This is a genomic window from Litoreibacter albidus (assembly GCF_900107015.1).
In the GTDB taxonomy this organism is placed as follows: Bacteria; Pseudomonadota; Alphaproteobacteria; order Rhodobacterales; family Rhodobacteraceae; genus Litoreibacter; species Litoreibacter albidus.
This window is the reverse complement of record NZ_FNOI01000002.1, coordinates 19,464-36,673: the sequence shown is the minus strand read 5'-3', so window position 1 is coordinate 36,673 and position 17,210 is coordinate 19,464. Positions and strand designations below refer to the sequence as shown.

Genomic DNA, 17,210 nt, shown 5'->3' with positions numbered 1-17,210 from the left:
AGCGACCAACCTTTAAAACAAGAGAATATTGATGGCACGCAGCAGTGAAAAAGAGCCCGAAGGCATCATGGAAACCGTCAAGACGGTGGTATACGCATTGGCAATTGCCGCCGTGTTCCGCACGTTGTTTTTCCAGCCGTTCTGGATTCCATCAGGTTCGATGAAAGATACACTGCTGGTTGGTGACTTCTTGTTCGTGAACAAGATGGCTTACGGCTACTCTCGCTATAGCTGCCCGTTTGGTGTTTGCCCTATTCCTGATCGTTTGTTTGGTGACGAGCCTGAACGTGGCGATGTGGTAGTCTTCCGCCATCCCGTCAGCGGACAAGATTACATCAAGCGGCTGATCGGCCTGCCCGGTGATAAAGTCCAAGTGCAAAACGGCGTGCTGTTTTTGAACGGCAAAGCCCAGAAGCAAGAGCCCGTGGCGCCCTTCGTCGAGACATACGAGGCGCAAGGCTCTGTTGGCGGGTTCCCTGCGTGTAGCAACGGGGCAGTGGGCCTTGGCGGCGATTGCGAAAAAGAGAAAGCCATCGAGACGCTGGAAGGCGGCGTGTCCCATAGCATCCTGAACATCCGCGACGGGTTGGGGGCAGACAACACGCCTGTCTTTGACGTGCCAGAGGGGCACTTCTTCTTCATGGGTGACAACCGCGACAACTCGATCGACAGCCGTTTCTCGCAGGCAGGCGGCGGCGTCGGCATGGTGCCATTTGCTAACCTGCTGGGTCGTGCGGACCGTGTGATCTTCTCTTCGGCGGGGTCGCGTATGCTGTATTTCTGGACCTGGCGTAGCGACCGGTTCTTCAAAGCGATTGAGTAGGCCTGCGATGAAACTGTCCGGCGAACTTTCCGCTTTCTGCGACCGGATCGGGTACCGATTTGAGCAGCCAGAGCTGCTTGTGCGGGCACTCACCCACGGCTCTATTTCGTCCGCCACACGTCCAGACAACCAGCGGCTTGAGTTTCTGGGCGACCGCGTTTTGGGCTTGGTCATGGCGGAGGCATTGCTGGACGCTGACACCGATGCGACCGAGGGTGTCCTAGCCCCGCGCTATAACGCGCTGGTGCGCAAAGAAGCTTGCGCTGATGTGGCCCGTGACATCGGCCTTGGCGCGGTGTTGAAGCTCGGCAAATCAGAAATGGTATCTGGCGGTCGACGCAAAGAGGCGCTGCTAGGCGACGGTATGGAGGCGCTGATCGCGGCGGTGTACCGCGATGGTGGGTTCTCTGCTGCGCGCGCCCTGATCCTGCGTTTGTGGGGTAAGCGCGTGTTCGACGTTAAGGAAGACGCCAGAGACCCGAAGACTGCGTTGCAGGAATTTGTGCAATCACGTGGCGAAACAACGCCAATCTATGAGATAATCAAGCGCGAAGGCCCCGACCACGCGCCGGAATTCACAATCGCGGTGACGCTCGCTTCTGGCGAGCGCGCGGAAGCGAAGGCAGGGGCCAAGAGGCAAGCGGAACAGGCTGCGGCCAAGGCGCTTTTGGAAAGGCTAGACACATGACTGAGGCAACTCGCGCGGGCTTTATCGCGCTGATCGGAGAGCCTAACGCGGGCAAGTCGACGTTGTTGAACCGTATGGTTGGCGCCAAGGTGTCGATCGTGACGCATAAAGTGCAGACCACGCGCGCACGTATTCGTGGCGTCGCGATGGAAGGTCAGGCGCAACTGGTGTTTGTCGACACGCCGGGTCTCTTTCGTCCCCGCCGCCGGTTGGACCGCGCGATGGTTGCAGCGGCTTGGTCCGGTGCGTCTGACGCCGATATCGTCATTCTGTTGGTCGAGGCCCATCGCGGTATTACTGAAGGCGTCGGCGCAATCTTGGACGGTCTGGCGGAGCGCACAGGCGGCGCGCCTGTGGTTCTGGCGATTAACAAGATTGACCGAGTGAAGTCTGATGCGCTGCTCGGCTTGACCAAGGAACTGAACGACCGTTTTGCTTTCGATGAGACGTTCATGATCTCAGCAGAAAAAGGCCATGGCACGGACGCGCTTCGCGGCTGGCTGGCCGGCCAAGTGCCCGAGGGGCCGTGGCTCTATCCAGAAGACCAACTGGCTGACGCCCCAATGCGCAACATCGCGGCAGAGATCACCCGCGAGAAACTGACGCTTCGTCTACATCAGGAGCTGCCTTACCAGATGACCGTGGAGACGGAGAAGTGGGAGGAGCAGAAAGACGGCTCCGCACGGATCGAGCAACTGATTTATGTTGTTCGCGACGGGCACAAAGGCATCGTCCTCGGCAATAAAGGTGAGACGATCAAGGCGGTAGGCAAAGCCGCGAGGGAGGAATTGACGGAATTCCTTGGCCGCAAAGTCCACCTGTTTTTGCAAGTCAAAGTACGCCCCGGTTGGTTGGAAGACAGCGAACGGTACTCGGAAATGGGCCTGAACTTCAAAGACGGTAATGAGTAACCGCCTGACCACCGATTTTTGGGTTTCTGCCTATCTGAACCGATTAAGGTTAGAAAACATTCCAGCCTTTGTCACTGCGAAGGGCGACGCCACTGCGGGGGTAGTTTTGGTTAAGATGAACACGTTGGACGGCCAAGCTGTTGCCTATCAACGATCGTATGACCTGATGAGTGGCGAGCGGGCTTGGGTTGTTTTAAGTGACGGGGCGGAACGCGACGTGGACAGTGCGATCGCTAAGCAACGCAGCTTTGACACCGATCTTTGGGTGATTGAGGTCGAAGACAAAGCGGGCCGGCATCTTCTGGACGAAGAGGGCCTGAGCTGACGGAGGGCAGGTAATGGACTGGCGAAGCCAAGGGGTATTGCTGTCAGCGCGGCGCCACGGCGAGAACGCGGCCATTATCGACGTCTTTACTTCTGAATTTGGTCGCCATGCGGGCGTCGTGCGCGGCGGCGCGGGGCGCAAGATGGCGCCTATCCTACAACCTGGTGCGCAGCTGGACGTCGCTTGGCGTGCAAGGCTGGAAGGACACTTGGGGGCATTTACGGTTGAGCCGATCAAGTCGCGCGCTGCCGCTGTTATGGGTGACCGTAAGGCGCTAGCGGGGCTGAATGCGCTTTGCGGATTGCTACAGTTCGCCTTGGCCGAGCGTGATCCCCACCCTGACCTTTATGAGCGGACTTTGCTTGTGTTCGACCTTCTGGGCGAAAGCGAAGCGTGGCCGCTGGCCTACGTTCAGTGGGAGCTGGCTTTGCTAGAGGAGTTGGGGTTCGGCTTGGACCTTTCATCATGCGCTGTGACGGGCTCCATGCAAGAACTGATCTACGTATCGCCACGCACAGGGCGTGCGGTCTCTCGCCAAGGGGCGGGGGAGTGGGCGTCGCGCTTGTTGTCGTTGCCGAATTGCTTGCGCGGGGTCGGCGACGGTTCTTTAGAAGGCGTTCCGGATGCTTTGGCCACGACCGGCCACTTCCTATCGACACGGATGGCCCCGCAACTGGGTAACAAGCCGTTGCCGCTTGCACGCGACCGGTTGGTAGAGGCGCTTCGGGCTAGTCCGACGTCTTGAATACCATCTGATCACCGACATCGTTGGACAGGATGAGGGTGCCACCACTGACCTCTGACAATGTCACTTTCGCCAATGCTTCGAAGTAAGCGCTTTCAGCGTTTAAGTCGGGACACGCGCGCTTGGTGCTGCCCAAACCTTCGACTGCGAACCACGGGTAGGGGGCCGTTTGTGACCCGAAATAGGTATTGCAGGGTGCGTGGCCCGCAATGCGACCCGTTTCAGGAAAACTCAGCGTGGCACGCGCGCCGAATACTGCGCCGTTGAGTGTTTCTAAGCGCCAAACCGCACCGTTGGGCGCATAGCCGGAAATCGTTTCGTCTTTGCACGCGGACAGCAGGGCAAGGGCTATGAGGGCGTATAGTTTCATAGGGCGCAACGTATCAGGCTGCGCCCTAGGTGTTTAGTCACAATTGCTTAATCAAGCAGGCGACGGGCAATGACTTGGGCCTGTATCTCTGCGGCCCCTTCGAAGATGTTCAGTATTCGGGCGTCGCATAGAATTCGGCTGATTTTGTACTCCAGCGCGAAGCCGTTTCCGCCGTGTATTTGCAGCGCGTTGTCCGCGCAGGCCCAAGCTACGCGTGCGCCCAGCAGCTTGGCCATGCCCGCTTCCAGATCACATCGCCGGTCGTTGTCTTTTTCTTGCGCGGAGAAATATGTCAGTTGGCGCGCGATTGTGGTTTCCACCGCCATCATGGCGATTTTGCCGGAGACGCGCGGAAAATCGATTAAGGATTTTCCGAATTGCTTGCGGTCGTTGGCGTATTGAACCGCGACGTCGATTGCCGATTGGGCCACCCCGACCGCGCGGGCGGCGGTTTGGATGCGTGCGGACTCGAAGGTTTGCATCAACTGTTTGAAGCCCTGCCCTTCGTTACCGCCTAGGAGGTTCTCGCCTTTAACGTGGAAGTTGTCGAAGGCGAGCTCATATTCTTTCATGCCGCGGTAGCCCAACACCTCAATCTCGCCGCCCGTCATGCCTTCGGTAGGGAAAGGGTTCGCGTCGTCGCCGGGGGTTTTTTCCGCGATGAACATGGACAGACCTTTGTAGTTGGTCGTGTCTGGATCTGTGCGGGCGAGCAGCGTCATGAAGTGCGTGCGGGCGGCGTGGGTGATCCATGTCTTGTTGCCCGTGATCTTGTAGTCGTCTCCGTCTTTCACGGCGCGTGTCCGTAAAGCGCCCAAATCGGAGCCAGTGTTCGGTTCGGTGAACACGGCGGTGGGCAAGGTTTCGGCGGTTGCGAGCTTCGGCAGCCACTTTTCCTTCTGCGCTTCCGTGCCACCACACAGGATCAGCTCTGCTGCAATCTCGGACCGCGTGCCCAGAGAGCCCACACCGATGTAACCGCGTGATAGCTCTTCAGAGACGACAACCATCGACGCCTTTGACAACCCGAAGCCGCCGTATTCCTCTGGGATGGTGAGGCCGAAGACGCCCATTTCGGCCAACTCTTCGATGATTTGCATAGGGATCAGGTCGTCCTTGAGGTGCCATTCATGTGCAAAGGGCTCTACCTTTTCGACCGAGAAGCGGCGGAATTGTTCACGGATCATTTCCAACTCGTCATCCAAGCCGGAAGCCCCGGTTATGATTTCGGCTGAACGTTCTTCCATTAGTGCAACCAGACGCGTGCGGGCGTTCTGCGTGTTGGCGGTTTGCGAGAGCGTCTCGATTTCAGGGGTGATCGCCGAAAGCTGTGCTTCGCTCGATACGCCGATATCTTGCAAGCGCAGAATTTCGCCTTGGGACATGGGGATGCCGCCTCGGATTTGGTTCAGATATTCGCCAAACGCTATCTGGTGAATCAGTTGCTCCACCTCGGAGAACTTACCAGCGGCGCTAAGCTTCTCTGCCCATTTTTGCATCTGGGTGAGGGCTTGAACATAGGTGGCAAGCCAAGCGAGCCCATGCGCGGCCGTCTGGTTTTGTTCCAGCAGTGCACCGGAAATCCGCCCATTATCAGTGAGTTGCGCGCGAACAACCTCTTTTGCACTGTCCAGTAATTCCTGCAACGGCACGAGAGAAGCTGCGGTGAGTGTCAGCAAATTCGGGATAACCGCATCGGTTGTGGTTGAGAGGCTCATATCCTGTCCGTCATGGGGCATTTCTCGAATCCTTTATACGACTTTACCCTCAAATAATCACTTTGCAGCTGCAGCGCAACTTTAATGCGCTAAATGTTTCATAATTGAACTAAAGTGTCGCAGGGTAATTGTTGCTGCACTTCCGCGAGAAGGCGGTTACCAGAAGTCATGGACTTGTTTACGCAGATCATCGCGCCTGAATTTCTGGTGCTCGCTTTCATTATCGGCGCGGCATCTGGCTTCGTTAAAGGCGTCGTCGGATTTGGCATGCCGATGATCTTCATATCGGGCCTCAGCAGTTTTTTGTCACCGGAGCTGGCTCTGGCGGGCTTAATTTTGCCCACCGTTGCGTCAAACGGAATGCAGGCGCTGAGGCAAGGCGGTTCTGCTGCTTGGGAGTCGCTAAAGCACTTTAAGGTGTTCTTGGGGGTTGGCGCCGTGGCGCTACTTCTGAGTGCGCAGATGGTAGCTGTGATCCCGTCGAACACACTATATCTGATGATCGGGGTATTCGTGACGGGCTTCACCGCGTTGCAGCTGTTTGGTTGGCGACCCTCGCTTGCCGGACGAAGCCGCGCAGTAGAAGCTTTCGTGGGCGCGTTCGCGGGGCTAATTGGCGGGGTGTCTGGAGTATGGGGCCCGCCAACAGTTTTGTATCTGACCGCAGTTGGCACGCCAAAGCAGGAGCAAATGCGCGTGCAGGGGGTGGTTTACGGGCTGGGGGCGGTACTGCTGATGGCCGCACACATCAAGTCAGGAATTCTACGGCCAGAGACGGTGCCGTTCTCCGCGCTGCTTGTGGTGCCTGCGGTGTTTGGGATCTGGCTTGGGTTTAAGGTTCAGGACCGTATCGACCAAGCAATGTTCCGAAAAGTCACGTCGTGCGTTTTGCTATTGGCAGGGCTTAACCTGATCCGTCGCGGGCTTGTTGGCTAAGATAGCAGACTGCCCGAACAATAGCTCGCCAAGTTGGGAACCCGTGCCGGATCAACAACCTTAAAGCTGACGGAATAAACGATCTGGCCCCTGTGGCTGGCTTGAATGGCCCATTCACCAGCCACCATTTCAAACGGGAACTCGAACAGGAAGAAGTTCAGGTTGGACGCGTCGCGCACGATGTCGGTCTGCCAGCTTTCCTCTGTGACGTCGGTGCCAGCGTAGGGTGGGTGCAGCACCGTCACCTCCACGCCCCGCAGATCTATGTCACCCAAAACCTTGGCGTCCACACCAAACCCGATGCCTTTAGTCAGAGGGATGATCTGGGTCTGATGCTCGATGAACTGGCTTTGATCCCGTTGGGTGATGAAACCCAAATGCGTGCCAGGCGCGGGCAGCTTTGTCGCGGTTCCCGCGGGGCATACCAAGCCGTAGTTGATTTGTGCGAGCATGCGCCCGTTGAAAAAGCGCTCAGGCGCAACACTGTCCAAGTGTTGCGCCTGAGTGGTTGTTGATAGGCTCAATAGCCCACCCACAAGGACGGCTTTGAGCATCGAAAAGGTCATCCGATTGCGGCGTCTTTCACGTCGTCGTCGATGAACGGGACGTATTGGCCAAAGTTGTCTGCAAACATTTCCACCAGCTTCGCGGCCTGCGCGTCGTATGCCTCTGCGTTTTCCCACGTGCGGCGGGGGTCAAGAAGGACATCTGCGACGCCGCCACAGGCAACCGGAACTTCGAAGCCGAAGTTAGGGTCTTTGCGAAACTCGCCTTTGCTTAGCGAGCCGTCAAGCGCCGCAGTCAGCAATGCGCGGGTCGCGCGAATTGGCATGCGGGATCCTGTACCGTAAGCGCCGCCGGTCCAGCCGGTGTTAACCAACCAACAAGATGCACCGTGTGCCGCGATCTTTTCACGCAACAAGTTACCGTAGACTTCTGGCCGGCGCGGCATGAAAGGCGCGCCGAAGCATGTGGAGAACGTAGGCTCCGGCTCGGTCACGCCCCGCTCTGTGCCGGCCACCTTAGAGGTGAAGCCGGACAGGAAGTGGTACATGGCCTGCGCAGGGGTTAGGCGCGCGATTGGAGGCAGAACGCCGAACGCATCACAGGTCAACATGATGATATTCTTGGGGTTGCCGCCAAGCGCCGTGTCGGACGCGTTGGAGATATACGGCAGCGGGTAAGCGCAGCGCATGTTTGCGGTGAGGCTGTCGTCTTCGAAATCAAGGTCTTTGGTGTCCTTGTCGAACACCATGTTCTCGATAACTGTGCCGAACTTCTCGGTTGTTGCGAAAATTTCCGGCTCTGCCTCAGCGGAGAGGGATATGGTCTTGGCGTAGCAGCCACCCTCGAAGTTGAAGATGCCACGATCGGACCAGCCGTGCTCGTCATCACCGATAAGGGTGCGGGACGGATCGGCAGATAGCGTGGTCTTCCCTGTGCCCGACAACCCGAAGAACACTGCGGAGTCCTCCGGGTCGCCATGCGCGTGATTGGCAGAGCAGTGCATCGGCATGATGTTTTTCGCGGGCAGAAGGTAGTTTAGCAGCGAGAATACAGACTTTTTGTTTTCACCCGCGTATGCCGTGCCGCCGATGAGGATCAGCTTTTTGTCGAAGTTCATCGCGATAACTGTCTCGGAGCGGCAGCCGTGGCGTTCTGGATCGGCTTGGAAGCTCGGGCAGTTAATCACGGTGAATTCCGGAACGAAAGAGGCGAGCTCTTCCGCTTCTGGACGACGTAGCAGGTGCCGGATGAACAGGCCGTGCCACGCTAGTTCGGTTACAACGCGCACATCGAGGCGGTGTTCTGCGTCGGCGCCGCCGAACAAATCCTGAACGAAGTAGTCGTGACCCTTCATGTGCGCGACCATATCGGCGTACAGCACGTCAAACGCGTCGGGCTCCATGGGGGCATTATTATCCCACCAGATGCTATCTTCGACGGAGGGTGTGCGAACCACGAACTTGTCTTTCGGGGAGCGGCCGGTGTGCTTGCCGGTCGTCACCAGAAATGAGCCACCTTTTCCCAGCGTTCCTTCGTCACGCTTCAGGGCTTCTTCGACAAGAGCAGGCTCCAGATAGTTGTAATAGACGCCCCCAAGGCCGGAAATACCCTGTTTGTCCAACGTGAAAGCTGGATTGACGCGTCCTGTGATCATGAGCTTGCTCCTGTAGCGGGAAATCCCGCGTATCTTAGGGTCCGGCGGAGGTCTGTTTCGGCCGGTGTCGCCCCGACGAGGCGACTGCCCTTCGTATATCACGTCGATTTTTAGAGGAAACCGGTCGTAAGCGGGGTGATAGCGTTATCATTGGGTTCAGGTGCGGCAAATTAGTCAAACATTAGGGCGGAAATGCCCAAATGATGGCGCAACTGCCTTGATTCGCCACAATTTCATTGATTCTAGAGAGCCAAGCGCAGATGGTGCATGAAAAATAAAGAGCAATGAGCAGTACAAAAGGGGCGTCCAATGTCTAAAATTGCGTTGGTGGACGACGACAGGAATATCCTGACGTCAGTTCAAATGACTCTTGAGGCCGAAGGCTTTGAGGTGGAAACATACAATGACGGTCAAAGCGCTTTAGACGCTTTCACCCGTAAAATGCCTGATATGGCAGTTTTGGACATCAAGATGCCCCGTATGGACGGGATGGACCTGTTGCAGCGCTTGCGGCAGAAATCTGAGGTTCCTGTCATCTTTCTCACATCCAAAGACGATGAAATCGATGAAGTTCTAGGGCTTCGCATGGGCGCCGACGATTACGTGCGTAAGCCGTTTTCGCAACGCCTTCTGGTGGAGCGTATCCGCGCAATCCTGCGCCGCAAAGACGCCATCGCAAAAGACGACGCGGGTGAGGGCGAAGTGGCCCAAACTATGGTGCGTGGCGATTTGGTCATGGACCCGCTGCGCCATACGGTGAAGTGGAAGGGCAATGATGTCTCGCTGACCGTTACAGAGTTCTTACTGTTGCAAGCTTTGGCGCAACGCCCGGGTTTCGTGAAGTCGCGCGACCAGTTGATGGACGTGGCCTACGACGACCAAGTGTACGTGGATGACCGTACAATCGACAGCCACATCAAACGTCTGCGCAAAAAGATGCGCACGGCTGATGACGAATTCTCTGCGATTGAGACACTCTACGGTATCGGTTACAGGTATAACGAAGAGTAACTATGTCTTTAGTGTCGAGGTTTTCCATGGCGAGTTCTAGGCCGGCCAAAAACGCAGAATTGGTTATGGGCGAGGATTGGACTCGATCTGGCGAAAGCGTTGAGCAAGAGCTTAGGACCAAACGGGAGAAGCGAAATCTTATTTCGCTGAACCGGTCACCCTTGGCACGTAAAATTATCACCTTCAATCTGCTGGCCTTGGTCCTGCTGGTTGCAGGCGTTCTGTTTCTGAACCCCTTCCGTGACAGTCTGGTTGCCCAACGCGAGGTGGCCCTTGTTTCTGAGGCGCAGCTTATTGCGGACGTCTTTGAGGCGCAGATCGCGATTGCCGGTGGGGACGCAAGCATTGAAAACCCCTCGGCGACGTTGAGCGCGTTAGATATTGCGCCAGGCGTCGAGGTTTACGTGTTTTCCACAAGCGAGGCGTTGCTTGCGAGCACGTTGGGGGCCGATCGTCCCGAGCTGCCGGGCACCGAGGGCTTGGTGACGGACAGGAACGGCACGGCAATTACCGGCTTCCTCAACAGCGCATGGGAAACCATTTCGGGCGCTTTTGGTGCCACTACGCCCAAAGCGAACGTGTCTGGTGAGGACGAGGCGCGTAGGCTGCTGGCTAAAGCGGCCCTTGGAGAGACGCAAATCCGGACGGGGCAAGACGGCGCGGGTGGTAGCATCTTCTCTGTCGCCACACCGATAGAGCAAAACGGTCAAGTGATCGGTGTCGTGGCATTGTCTACGGTAGCCGGTCAGATTGACCAGTTGGTGCGGAGTGAGCGCGAGCAGGTTTTGCAGATGTTTGTCATCGCGATACTCGTCTCGATCGGGCTTAGCCTTGTTCTGGCGTCGACGATCGCAAACCCGTTGTCCGACCTCGCAGCGGCGGCGGAGCTGGGGCAAGACAAAAACGCCCGTAAAGTTAGTCCAAGCCGTGTGCGTATCCCAGATTTGACGGCGCGTCCCGACGAGATCGGGCGGCTGTCGGGGGCGATGCGCGGCATGGTCTCGGCGCTTTATGAACGCATCGACGCGAACGAACAATTTGCTGCCGACGTGGCACATGAGATCAAAAACCCACTGGCGTCCTTGCGCTCTGCGGTTGGCACGCTTCGTGTGGCCAAGACTGACGAACAACGTGGCAGATTGCTCGATGTTATCGAGCATGACGTGCGCCGGTTGGATCGCTTGGTCAGTGATATCTCTAACGCGTCCCGTTTGGACAGCGAGCTTGTCAAAGAGGACGAAGAGCCGTTTGATTTGATGAAGATGATCAACAACCTTACCGAATACCTTGGGCAGCAAGCGGCGGAGAACGGTGTCGAGTTTATTCGGGATGTGCCGAACGAGCCGATCATTATTCATGGCCTAGAGGCCCGTCTGGCGCAGGTTTTCGTGAATCTGATCACCAACGCCACGTCTTTTTGCGAGGCGGGCGACGCAGTCCGTATTTGGGCGCGCCGTCGTGACGACCGTATCCTGGTCGTCGTCGAGGACACTGGTCCGGGCATTCCGGAGCAGGCTTTGAACAAGGTCTTCAACCGCTTTTATTCGGAACGGCCGGAGCGCCAGTTCGGCAATCACTCGGGCTTGGGCTTGGCGATCTCTAAGCAGATCATCGAGGCGCATGGCGGTGTGATCTGGGCCGAGAACATCCGCCCGACAGATGCGGATGTCACCTCGGAACCACTGGGCGCACGTTTTGTCGTGGGCCTTCCTACATAAGTGGGGTTTCCCGCGGAAAAGGCCCGCATGAGGTTGTCACTGTGTTGACCGCCATTCCCACGGTCCCGTGTCAGATACATGCGTCGTGCGTGTCGGTTCAGGGGCGTGGGGTTCTGATCGTAGGGCAATCTGGGTCAGGAAAATCGGCGCTCGCGCTTCAAATGATGGCTTATGGTGCCGAGTTGGTCGCAGATGACAGATGCGACTTGTCTGTGACGGAGCTAGGAGTCATAGCCCGCAAACCCGACACGCTACCAGCAGCGATAGAAGCGCGGGGCGTTGGTATCTTGGCGTCGCCTTGCTGCGAGAGCACCGTCTTGATGGCAATTGTCGACCTCGACAGCAACACGGTTGAGAGGCTGCCGGCGCTGCGGCATGTCAGCATCGGGCCGCACAGGTTGCCGGTGATCCCATCCGGCGATAAAACTCATCTGGTCGCCGCGCTTTTACACTTTCTTAAGCACGGGTTTCACGGTTCAATGGGCGCATGAGTACAGGCCCCAACCTCCCCGCTCCGCATCAGATTGTCATCGTTACAGGGCCGTCCGGCGCGGGGCGTAGTACTGCAATTAATGTGCTGGAAGATGTCGGCTTCGAAGCAATAGACAACCTTCCGCTGTCCCTTATCCCGCGCCTTCTGGACGGGCCGCCGCTGGCCAAATCGGTCGCGCTTGGGGTCGATGTGCGCAACCGCGACTTCACCACCAAAGCCTTCATGAGCTTGGTCGACGCCTTGTCCCGCGATACGGATACGCAGATCAGTTTGCTGTATTTGCATGCGCGCGAGGATGTCTTGATCCGGCGCTATTCGGAGACCCGTCGCCCGCACCCGATGGCACCAAATGAAAGCCTTCAGGAGGGAATTCGAAGGGAACGGGAACTCTTGGGTGCCATCCAGTCGCGCAGTGATGTGGTCATTGATACGTCGAGCCTGTCACCGCATGACTTGCGTGATGAGGTTACCAAATTGTTCGCGGCTCCGGGGGATGCAGGACTGTCCGTTCTGCTGAACTCGTTTTCCTATAAAAGAGGGGTGCCGCACGGGGTCGATATGGTTTTCGACTGTAGATTCCTAAGAAACCCGCATTGGGAAGCAAGCCTGCGCGACATGACAGGCCAACAACCCAAGGTGGTCGATTACATCAAAGAAGACCAACGTTTCACACCATTCTTCGAAAAAATTACGGATTTGACAGATTTGTTGCTTCCTGCGTTTCATGACGAAGGGAAGTCTTACCTAACAATCGGGCTAGGGTGCACTGGTGGGAAGCACAGATCCGTTGCCGTCGCGGAAATGATGGGTAACACCCTTGCAAATAAGGGTTGGCAAGTGTCTATAAGGCATCGGGAATTAGAGCGGCGGGCCAAGCCCGACGCTGGGACTATATGAACGGGATGTTTGTCGGGTGATCGGAATAGTCATCGTCGCGCATGGCGGGCTGGCAAGGGAGTACTTGTCAGCGGTGGAGCATGTTGTCGGCAAACAAACCGGAATCCGTGCGATCACCATCGAAGAAAACCACAATCGCGACGATAAGCAGACCGAAATTTGCGATGCTGCGGATACGGTGGATGAGGGTGACGGCGTTGTCGTTGTCACCGATATGTTCGGCGGCTCGCCATCTAATTTATCTCTTCTCGCGTGCAGTCCGCAAAACAGGCGCATCCTTTACGGGGCAAACTTGCCGATGCTTATCAAACTGGCAAAATCCAGAGGTCAGGGCGTGAACACCGCCGTCGACCTCGCGATGGAAGCGGGGCGTAAATACATTAACAGCTTTGACGGACCGGTGTAGCAATGGTTGAACAGACGCTGAGTATCGTTAACGAAAAAGGGCTGCACGCACGTGCCAGCGCCAAATTTGTTGAGGTCGTTGAGAAATTCGACGCCCGTGTGACAGTCTGCAAAGACGGGATGGATGTGTCGGGCGATAGCATCATGGGTCTTCTCATGTTGGCCGCGTCGCGCGGTACGACCATTGATGTTCGCACTGAGGGCGCGGAGGCCGACGCCGTAATGACGGCGCTGGCCGAGCTGGTCGCCGACAAGTTCGGTGAAGGCTTTTGAGCCCGCAACAGGACATGGACGACACTTCTAACGCCACCCAGCGAACTGAAGACTTCCCGTTCGACCACCCCGAATACGTGGCTTACGACAAGCGCAACCTGTCTTATGCCAACACGTTCACGAACCCTTGGAAGGCGAATGCAATCCGCTTGATGGAGTTGCTAACCGGTAAACTTCACTTACTTTTTCTTATCCGCAAGTTTGAGCGCGGCGGCGTGAAATTCGGGCAGGGCTTTTGGAAAGATGCGCTGGATGTCATGGGCATCGAGTTGCAGACCCCGCAGTCGCAGATCGACAACATTCCCAAAGATGGCCCCGTTATTTTTGTGGCCAACCACCCACATGGGCTTGTTGACGGCATGGTTCTTGCGGAGTTGATCGGGCGAGTGCGTACCGATTACAAAATCCTGACCCGCTCTTTACTGACGGGGGTTAACGCTATCGATATGTTCATGATTCCTGTCCCGTTTCCCCATGAGGATGACGCGTTGCAGAAGAATCTGGAGATGCGCCGCAAAGCGATGGAGCATCTCAAAACCGGTGGCGCAATTGTGCTGTTCCCCTCCGGTGTGGTGGCAACCTCGGAGACGGCGTTTGGCCCAGCAGTAGAGGCGGAGTGGAATCCATTCACTGCCAAGATGATCCACCGCTCTGGCGCGAAGGTCGTGCCGATTTACTTTCCGGGGCAAAACTCCAGAGCTTACCAAATCGCAAATCGTATTTCCGCTACCCTGCGTCAGGGGCTACTGATCTACGAAGTACGCCATGCGCTCTACAAGCCCCAAGCGCCCGTCGTTGGGGAGCCGGTGGACCCCAACGAGATAAAAGAGTGGGCCAGTAACCCACGCGGCTTTGTGGCGTGGCTTAGAGAAAAAACGCTGGCCCTGAAATCGCAGGTGCGCAAGTAGCGTTTAGCGGGTCGGAACCGGCGGGTCTTGGCGGTAGTCATAGAAGCCGCGTTGCGATTTTCGACCCAGCCAACCGGCCTCCACATACTTTGTAAGCAACGGGCAAGGGCGGTACTTGGTGTCCGCCAGCCCTTCGTGCAGCACGTTCATAATCGCGAGACAGGTATCGAGGCCAATGAAGTCCGCAAGCTCCAGCGGCCCCATCGGGTGGTTTGCGCCCAACTTCAGCGACTCGTCGATGGATTTGACGGACCCGACGCCCTCGTAGAGCGTATAAACCGCCTCGTTGATCATGGGCATCAGGATGCGGTTCACGATGAAGGCGGGGAAGTCCTCTGCGCTTGCTGCGGTTTTGCCCAGCTTTTCCACGACGCCATGGCAGGCGTCGTAGGTCTCTTTGTCTGTCGCGATACCTCTGATCAGTTCGACCAATTGCATGATCGGCACGGGATTCATGAAGTGGAAGCCCATGAATTTTTCAGGGCGGTCCGTGCGCGAAGCGAGGCGCGTGATCGAGATGGAAGATGTGTTTGACGTCAAAATTGTGTGCGGCAACAGATGCGGTAACAGGTCTTCAAAGATAGCCGCTTTGACGGTTTCGCGTTCGGTCGCAGCTTCAATGATCAGGTCAGACGGACCTACATCGGAGAGCGTGAGGGTGGTCGAAATGTTCGCCAGCGCTGCGTCGCGTTCGCTTTGGGTAATTTTCTCACGGCTGACCTGGCGATCAAGATTGCCTTCAATGATCTCGATGGCCTTATCAAGACTGTCCTGCGAGATGTCGTTCATCAGAACTTTATAGCCCGCCAACGCCAATACGTGCGCGATGCCGTTGCCCATTTGACCAGCGCCAATAACGCCAACTTTCGAGATTTCCATGTCCGCATACTCCATCGGGTTGGCGCCAAGATAGGCCGCTGCAAGGGGCGCGTGCAAGGGCGCTCAGGTTGCTAAAAATTTCGGTGAATTTGCACCTTAGGTTTTTAGCAACTTGGCACTGCAAATGTGACCGTGGGTGAGTCGAAATAGAGGTGGGGCAATGGCCTATGAAAGACCGGACGCGAGTCCTTTAAGTTACAATCAATGTCGGTATGGCCAGTCGAAGCTATTGTTTCGTGGCCCGCGAAGAAGTCTCAAGAAGGAATATATCTCCTTTATCGGTGGCAGCGAAACCTACGGAAAGTTTGTGGAGAAGCCCTTCGTTGAGATCGTGGAGGATGCGGTCGGAATGCCGTGCGCGAACTTTAGCGCGGTCAACGCGGGGGTGGATGCCTTCGTGCACGACCCGTCGTTGATGGGGCTTTGTATGAAAGCAGGCACGACGGTTATTCAGGTTATGGGCGCGCAGAATATGTCTAACCGCTATTACGTCGTTCACGCGCGCCGAAACGACCGGTTCTTGAAGGCGTCTGCCTTGTTAAAGTCGATCTATAGGGAGGTGGATTTCAGCGAGTTTTCTTTCACGCGGCATATGCTGACGACGTTGAAGGCAGTGTCGCCACAGAGATTTGCCGCCATTGAGATAGAACTTCGCTCAGCTTGGGTGTCGCGGATGGAGCTGATGCTGCGTCAGATTAACGGACGCTGCATCCTGCTTTGGCTCAGGGAGCCGCAGCCAGAAGTTTGCGTTCCCGTCTGTCTTGGGCAGGAGCCGCTGTTTCTGGATGCTACGCTGGTCGGGCGTTTGGCGGGTTTGGTGGATCACATCGTTGAAGTTGATATCGCGGACGAGCGGGGCAAACTTGATGGGATGATCTACAACTCAATGGAGGCCGCAGCGGCGCGTGAAATGATCGGGCCGTCGGCGCATCGCAAAATCGCGGACAAGCTGCTGTCCGTTTTATAGGCACAAAAAAGGGGCCCGCGTTCAGCGGGCCCCTAGATAAATGCACTCCGCGACTTAAAGCGCGTCAATCAATGCGGGTACTGCATCAAACAGATCTGCGACCAAGCCATAGTCTGCGACTTGGAAGATAGGTGCTTCCTCGTCTTTGTTGATGGCCACGATGATTTTCGAGTCTTTCATGCCAGCCAAGTGCTGAATCGCGCCGGAGATACCAACTGCGATATACAGGTCTGGCGCCACGACCTTACCGGTTTGGCCGACTTGCCAGTCGTTCGGGGCGTAACCACTGTCGACCGCTGCACGGGACGCGCCGACGGCGGCACCCAGCTTGTCGGCCAGCTTCTCGATCAGCGCGAAGTCGTCTTCTGACCCTACACCACGACCGCCAGACACGACGATACCAGCGGAGGTGAGTTCCGGTCGATCCGACGTTGCAACCTTGTCTTCAACCCAAGCCGACAGGCCCGGGTTGGCGGCGGCGGTAGCAGCTTCAACGGGAGCAGATCCACCTTCGGGTGCCGCGTCAAAGTTGGCTGTCCGTACGGTCAGAACCTTGGTCCCATCGCCAGACTGAACTGTTTGAATGGCATTGCCAGCGTAGATAGGGCGCTCGAACGTGTTGCCATCAACCACAGCAGTGACGTCGGAGATCATCATCGCGTCAAGCAGGGCTGCCACGCGTGGCAGCACGTTCTTTGCGGATGCTGTGGAAGGGGCTACGATTTGCTCAAAGCCATCCGCCAGAGAGATGATCAAGTCAGCGAGAGGCTCGGCCAAGCCATTTGCGTAGGCGGCATCGTCTGCCAGCAACACTTTGGACACACCGTCCAGCTTCGCTGCCGCATCAGCGGCACCTGCACAGCCTGAGCCAGCAACCAGAACGGTCACATCGCCCATCGCCTTAGCTGCGGTCACACCCTTTGCTGTGGCGTCCATCGCCAGTTCCGCGCCGGTTAGTTCTGCAATCATAAGAACAGCCATC

20 protein-coding genes are annotated in these 17,210 nt (G+C 56.9%); 14 read left to right on the top strand and 6 right to left on the bottom strand.

Annotation, left to right across the window (positions count from 1 at the left end):
- Positions 1–31: 31 nt before the first annotated feature.
- From lepB to recO, 5 genes are read left to right on the top strand one after another with little or no spacing between them, the layout of a single operon-like run.
- The gene (gene lepB / locus BLW66_RS05125) at positions 32–823 is read left to right on the top strand and encodes a signal peptidase I (RefSeq protein ID WP_089945781.1); all 792 of its coding nucleotides are present in this window, start codon (positions 32–34) and stop codon (positions 821–823) included.
- Positions 824–830: 7 nt separating this feature from the next.
- Positions 831–1,511 (top strand): ribonuclease III, encoded by a 681-nt coding sequence (gene rnc / locus BLW66_RS05120; protein ID WP_089945779.1) that lies wholly within the window; start codon positions 831–833, stop codon positions 1,509–1,511.
- Positions 1,508–2,422, top strand: a complete 915-nt coding sequence (gene era / locus BLW66_RS05115) for a GTPase Era (protein WP_089945776.1) — start codon at positions 1,508–1,510, stop codon at positions 2,420–2,422. The genes rnc and era overlap by 4 nt, the downstream gene beginning before the upstream one ends.
- Complete coding sequence (locus BLW66_RS05110; RefSeq protein WP_089945774.1) at positions 2,415–2,747, top strand: DUF1491 family protein; 333 nt, start codon at positions 2,415–2,417, stop codon at positions 2,745–2,747. The genes era and BLW66_RS05110 overlap by 8 nt, the downstream gene beginning before the upstream one ends.
- A gap of 13 nt (positions 2,748–2,760) precedes the next feature.
- Complete coding sequence (recO, locus tag BLW66_RS05105; protein ID WP_089945773.1) at positions 2,761–3,492, top strand: DNA repair protein RecO; 732 nt, start codon at positions 2,761–2,763, stop codon at positions 3,490–3,492.
- Here the strand turns inward: recO and BLW66_RS05100 are convergent.
- Together BLW66_RS05100 and BLW66_RS05095 are read right to left on the bottom strand one after the other, a co-directional pair.
- A complete protein-coding gene (locus tag BLW66_RS05100) occupies positions 3,476–3,862 on the bottom strand; it encodes an META domain-containing protein (RefSeq protein WP_089945771.1) in 387 nt (128 codons plus the stop codon). The genes recO and BLW66_RS05100 overlap by 17 nt on opposite strands.
- Before the next feature lie 47 nt (positions 3,863–3,909).
- On the bottom strand, positions 3,910–5,601 hold the full coding sequence (locus BLW66_RS05095) for an acyl-CoA dehydrogenase family protein (protein WP_089945769.1): 1,692 nt from the start codon (positions 5,599–5,601) through the stop codon (positions 3,910–3,912).
- Positions 5,602–5,748: 147 nt separating this feature from the next.
- Here BLW66_RS05095 and BLW66_RS05090 point away from each other — a divergent pair, with 147 nt between their 5' ends.
- The gene (locus tag BLW66_RS05090) at positions 5,749–6,516 is read left to right on the top strand and encodes a sulfite exporter TauE/SafE family protein (protein ID WP_089945767.1); all 768 of its coding nucleotides are present in this window, start codon (positions 5,749–5,751) and stop codon (positions 6,514–6,516) included.
- On the opposite strand, the gene BLW66_RS05085 is transcribed toward BLW66_RS05090, so the two are convergent.
- A complete protein-coding gene (locus BLW66_RS05085) occupies positions 6,513–6,968 on the bottom strand; it encodes a DUF3859 domain-containing protein (RefSeq protein WP_170833400.1) in 456 nt (151 codons plus the stop codon). The two genes, BLW66_RS05090 and BLW66_RS05085, sit on opposite strands and share 4 nt — an antisense overlap.
- Positions 6,969–7,078: 110 nt before the next feature.
- Positions 7,079–8,677 carry a phosphoenolpyruvate carboxykinase gene (locus BLW66_RS05080; RefSeq protein WP_089945763.1) on the bottom strand — a complete coding sequence of 533 codons (1,599 nt, stop codon included), beginning with the start codon at positions 8,675–8,677 and terminating at the stop codon, positions 7,079–7,081.
- Between the two features lie 309 nt (positions 8,678–8,986).
- Between BLW66_RS05080 and BLW66_RS05075 the strand changes: the two genes are divergently transcribed.
- From BLW66_RS05075 to BLW66_RS05045, 7 genes are read left to right on the top strand one after another with little or no spacing between them, the layout of a single operon-like run.
- Complete coding sequence (locus BLW66_RS05075) at positions 8,987–9,688, top strand: response regulator transcription factor (protein ID WP_089945761.1); 702 nt, start codon at positions 8,987–8,989, stop codon at positions 9,686–9,688.
- Between the two features lie 2 nt (positions 9,689–9,690).
- Entirely contained in the window at positions 9,691–11,406 is a 1,716-nt protein-coding gene (locus BLW66_RS05070) for a sensor histidine kinase (protein ID WP_089945760.1), read from the top strand.
- Between the two features lie 41 nt (positions 11,407–11,447).
- Complete coding sequence (locus BLW66_RS05065; protein WP_342027813.1) at positions 11,448–11,897, top strand: HPr kinase/phosphorylase; 450 nt, start codon at positions 11,448–11,450, stop codon at positions 11,895–11,897.
- Positions 11,894–12,796: an RNase adapter RapZ gene (rapZ, locus tag BLW66_RS05060; RefSeq protein ID WP_089945757.1), complete on the top strand. Its 903-nt coding sequence runs from the start codon at positions 11,894–11,896 to the stop codon at positions 12,794–12,796. Before BLW66_RS05065 ends, rapZ begins: the two co-directional genes overlap by 4 nt.
- 16 nt (positions 12,797–12,812) lie before the next feature.
- Positions 12,813–13,202: a PTS sugar transporter subunit IIA gene (locus tag BLW66_RS05055; protein WP_089945755.1), complete on the top strand. Its 390-nt coding sequence runs from the start codon at positions 12,813–12,815 to the stop codon at positions 13,200–13,202.
- A 2-nt stretch (positions 13,203–13,204) separates the two neighbouring features.
- On the top strand, positions 13,205–13,474 hold the full coding sequence (locus tag BLW66_RS05050) for an HPr family phosphocarrier protein (protein ID WP_089945753.1): 270 nt from the start codon (positions 13,205–13,207) through the stop codon (positions 13,472–13,474).
- A gap of 14 nt (positions 13,475–13,488) precedes the next feature.
- Positions 13,489–14,382 (top strand): lysophospholipid acyltransferase family protein, encoded by an 894-nt coding sequence (locus BLW66_RS05045; protein WP_089945751.1) that lies wholly within the window; start codon positions 13,489–13,491, stop codon positions 14,380–14,382.
- Positions 14,383–14,385: 3 nt separating this feature from the next.
- On the opposite strand, the gene BLW66_RS05040 is transcribed toward BLW66_RS05045, so the two are convergent.
- Positions 14,386–15,261, bottom strand: a complete 876-nt coding sequence (locus BLW66_RS05040; protein WP_089946684.1) for a 3-hydroxybutyryl-CoA dehydrogenase — start codon at positions 15,259–15,261, stop codon at positions 14,386–14,388.
- Positions 15,262–15,421: 160 nt separating this feature from the next.
- Between BLW66_RS05040 and BLW66_RS05035 the strand changes: the two genes are divergently transcribed.
- On the top strand, positions 15,422–16,228 hold the full coding sequence (locus BLW66_RS05035) for a DUF6473 family protein (protein ID WP_089945749.1): 807 nt from the start codon (positions 15,422–15,424) through the stop codon (positions 16,226–16,228).
- Positions 16,229–16,282: 54 nt separating this feature from the next.
- Here BLW66_RS05035 and BLW66_RS05030 read toward each other — a convergent pair whose 3' ends face one another.
- Entirely contained in the window at positions 16,283–17,209 is a 927-nt protein-coding gene (locus BLW66_RS05030; protein ID WP_089945747.1) for an electron transfer flavoprotein subunit alpha/FixB family protein, read from the bottom strand.
- Position 17,210: the final 1 nt, after the last annotated feature.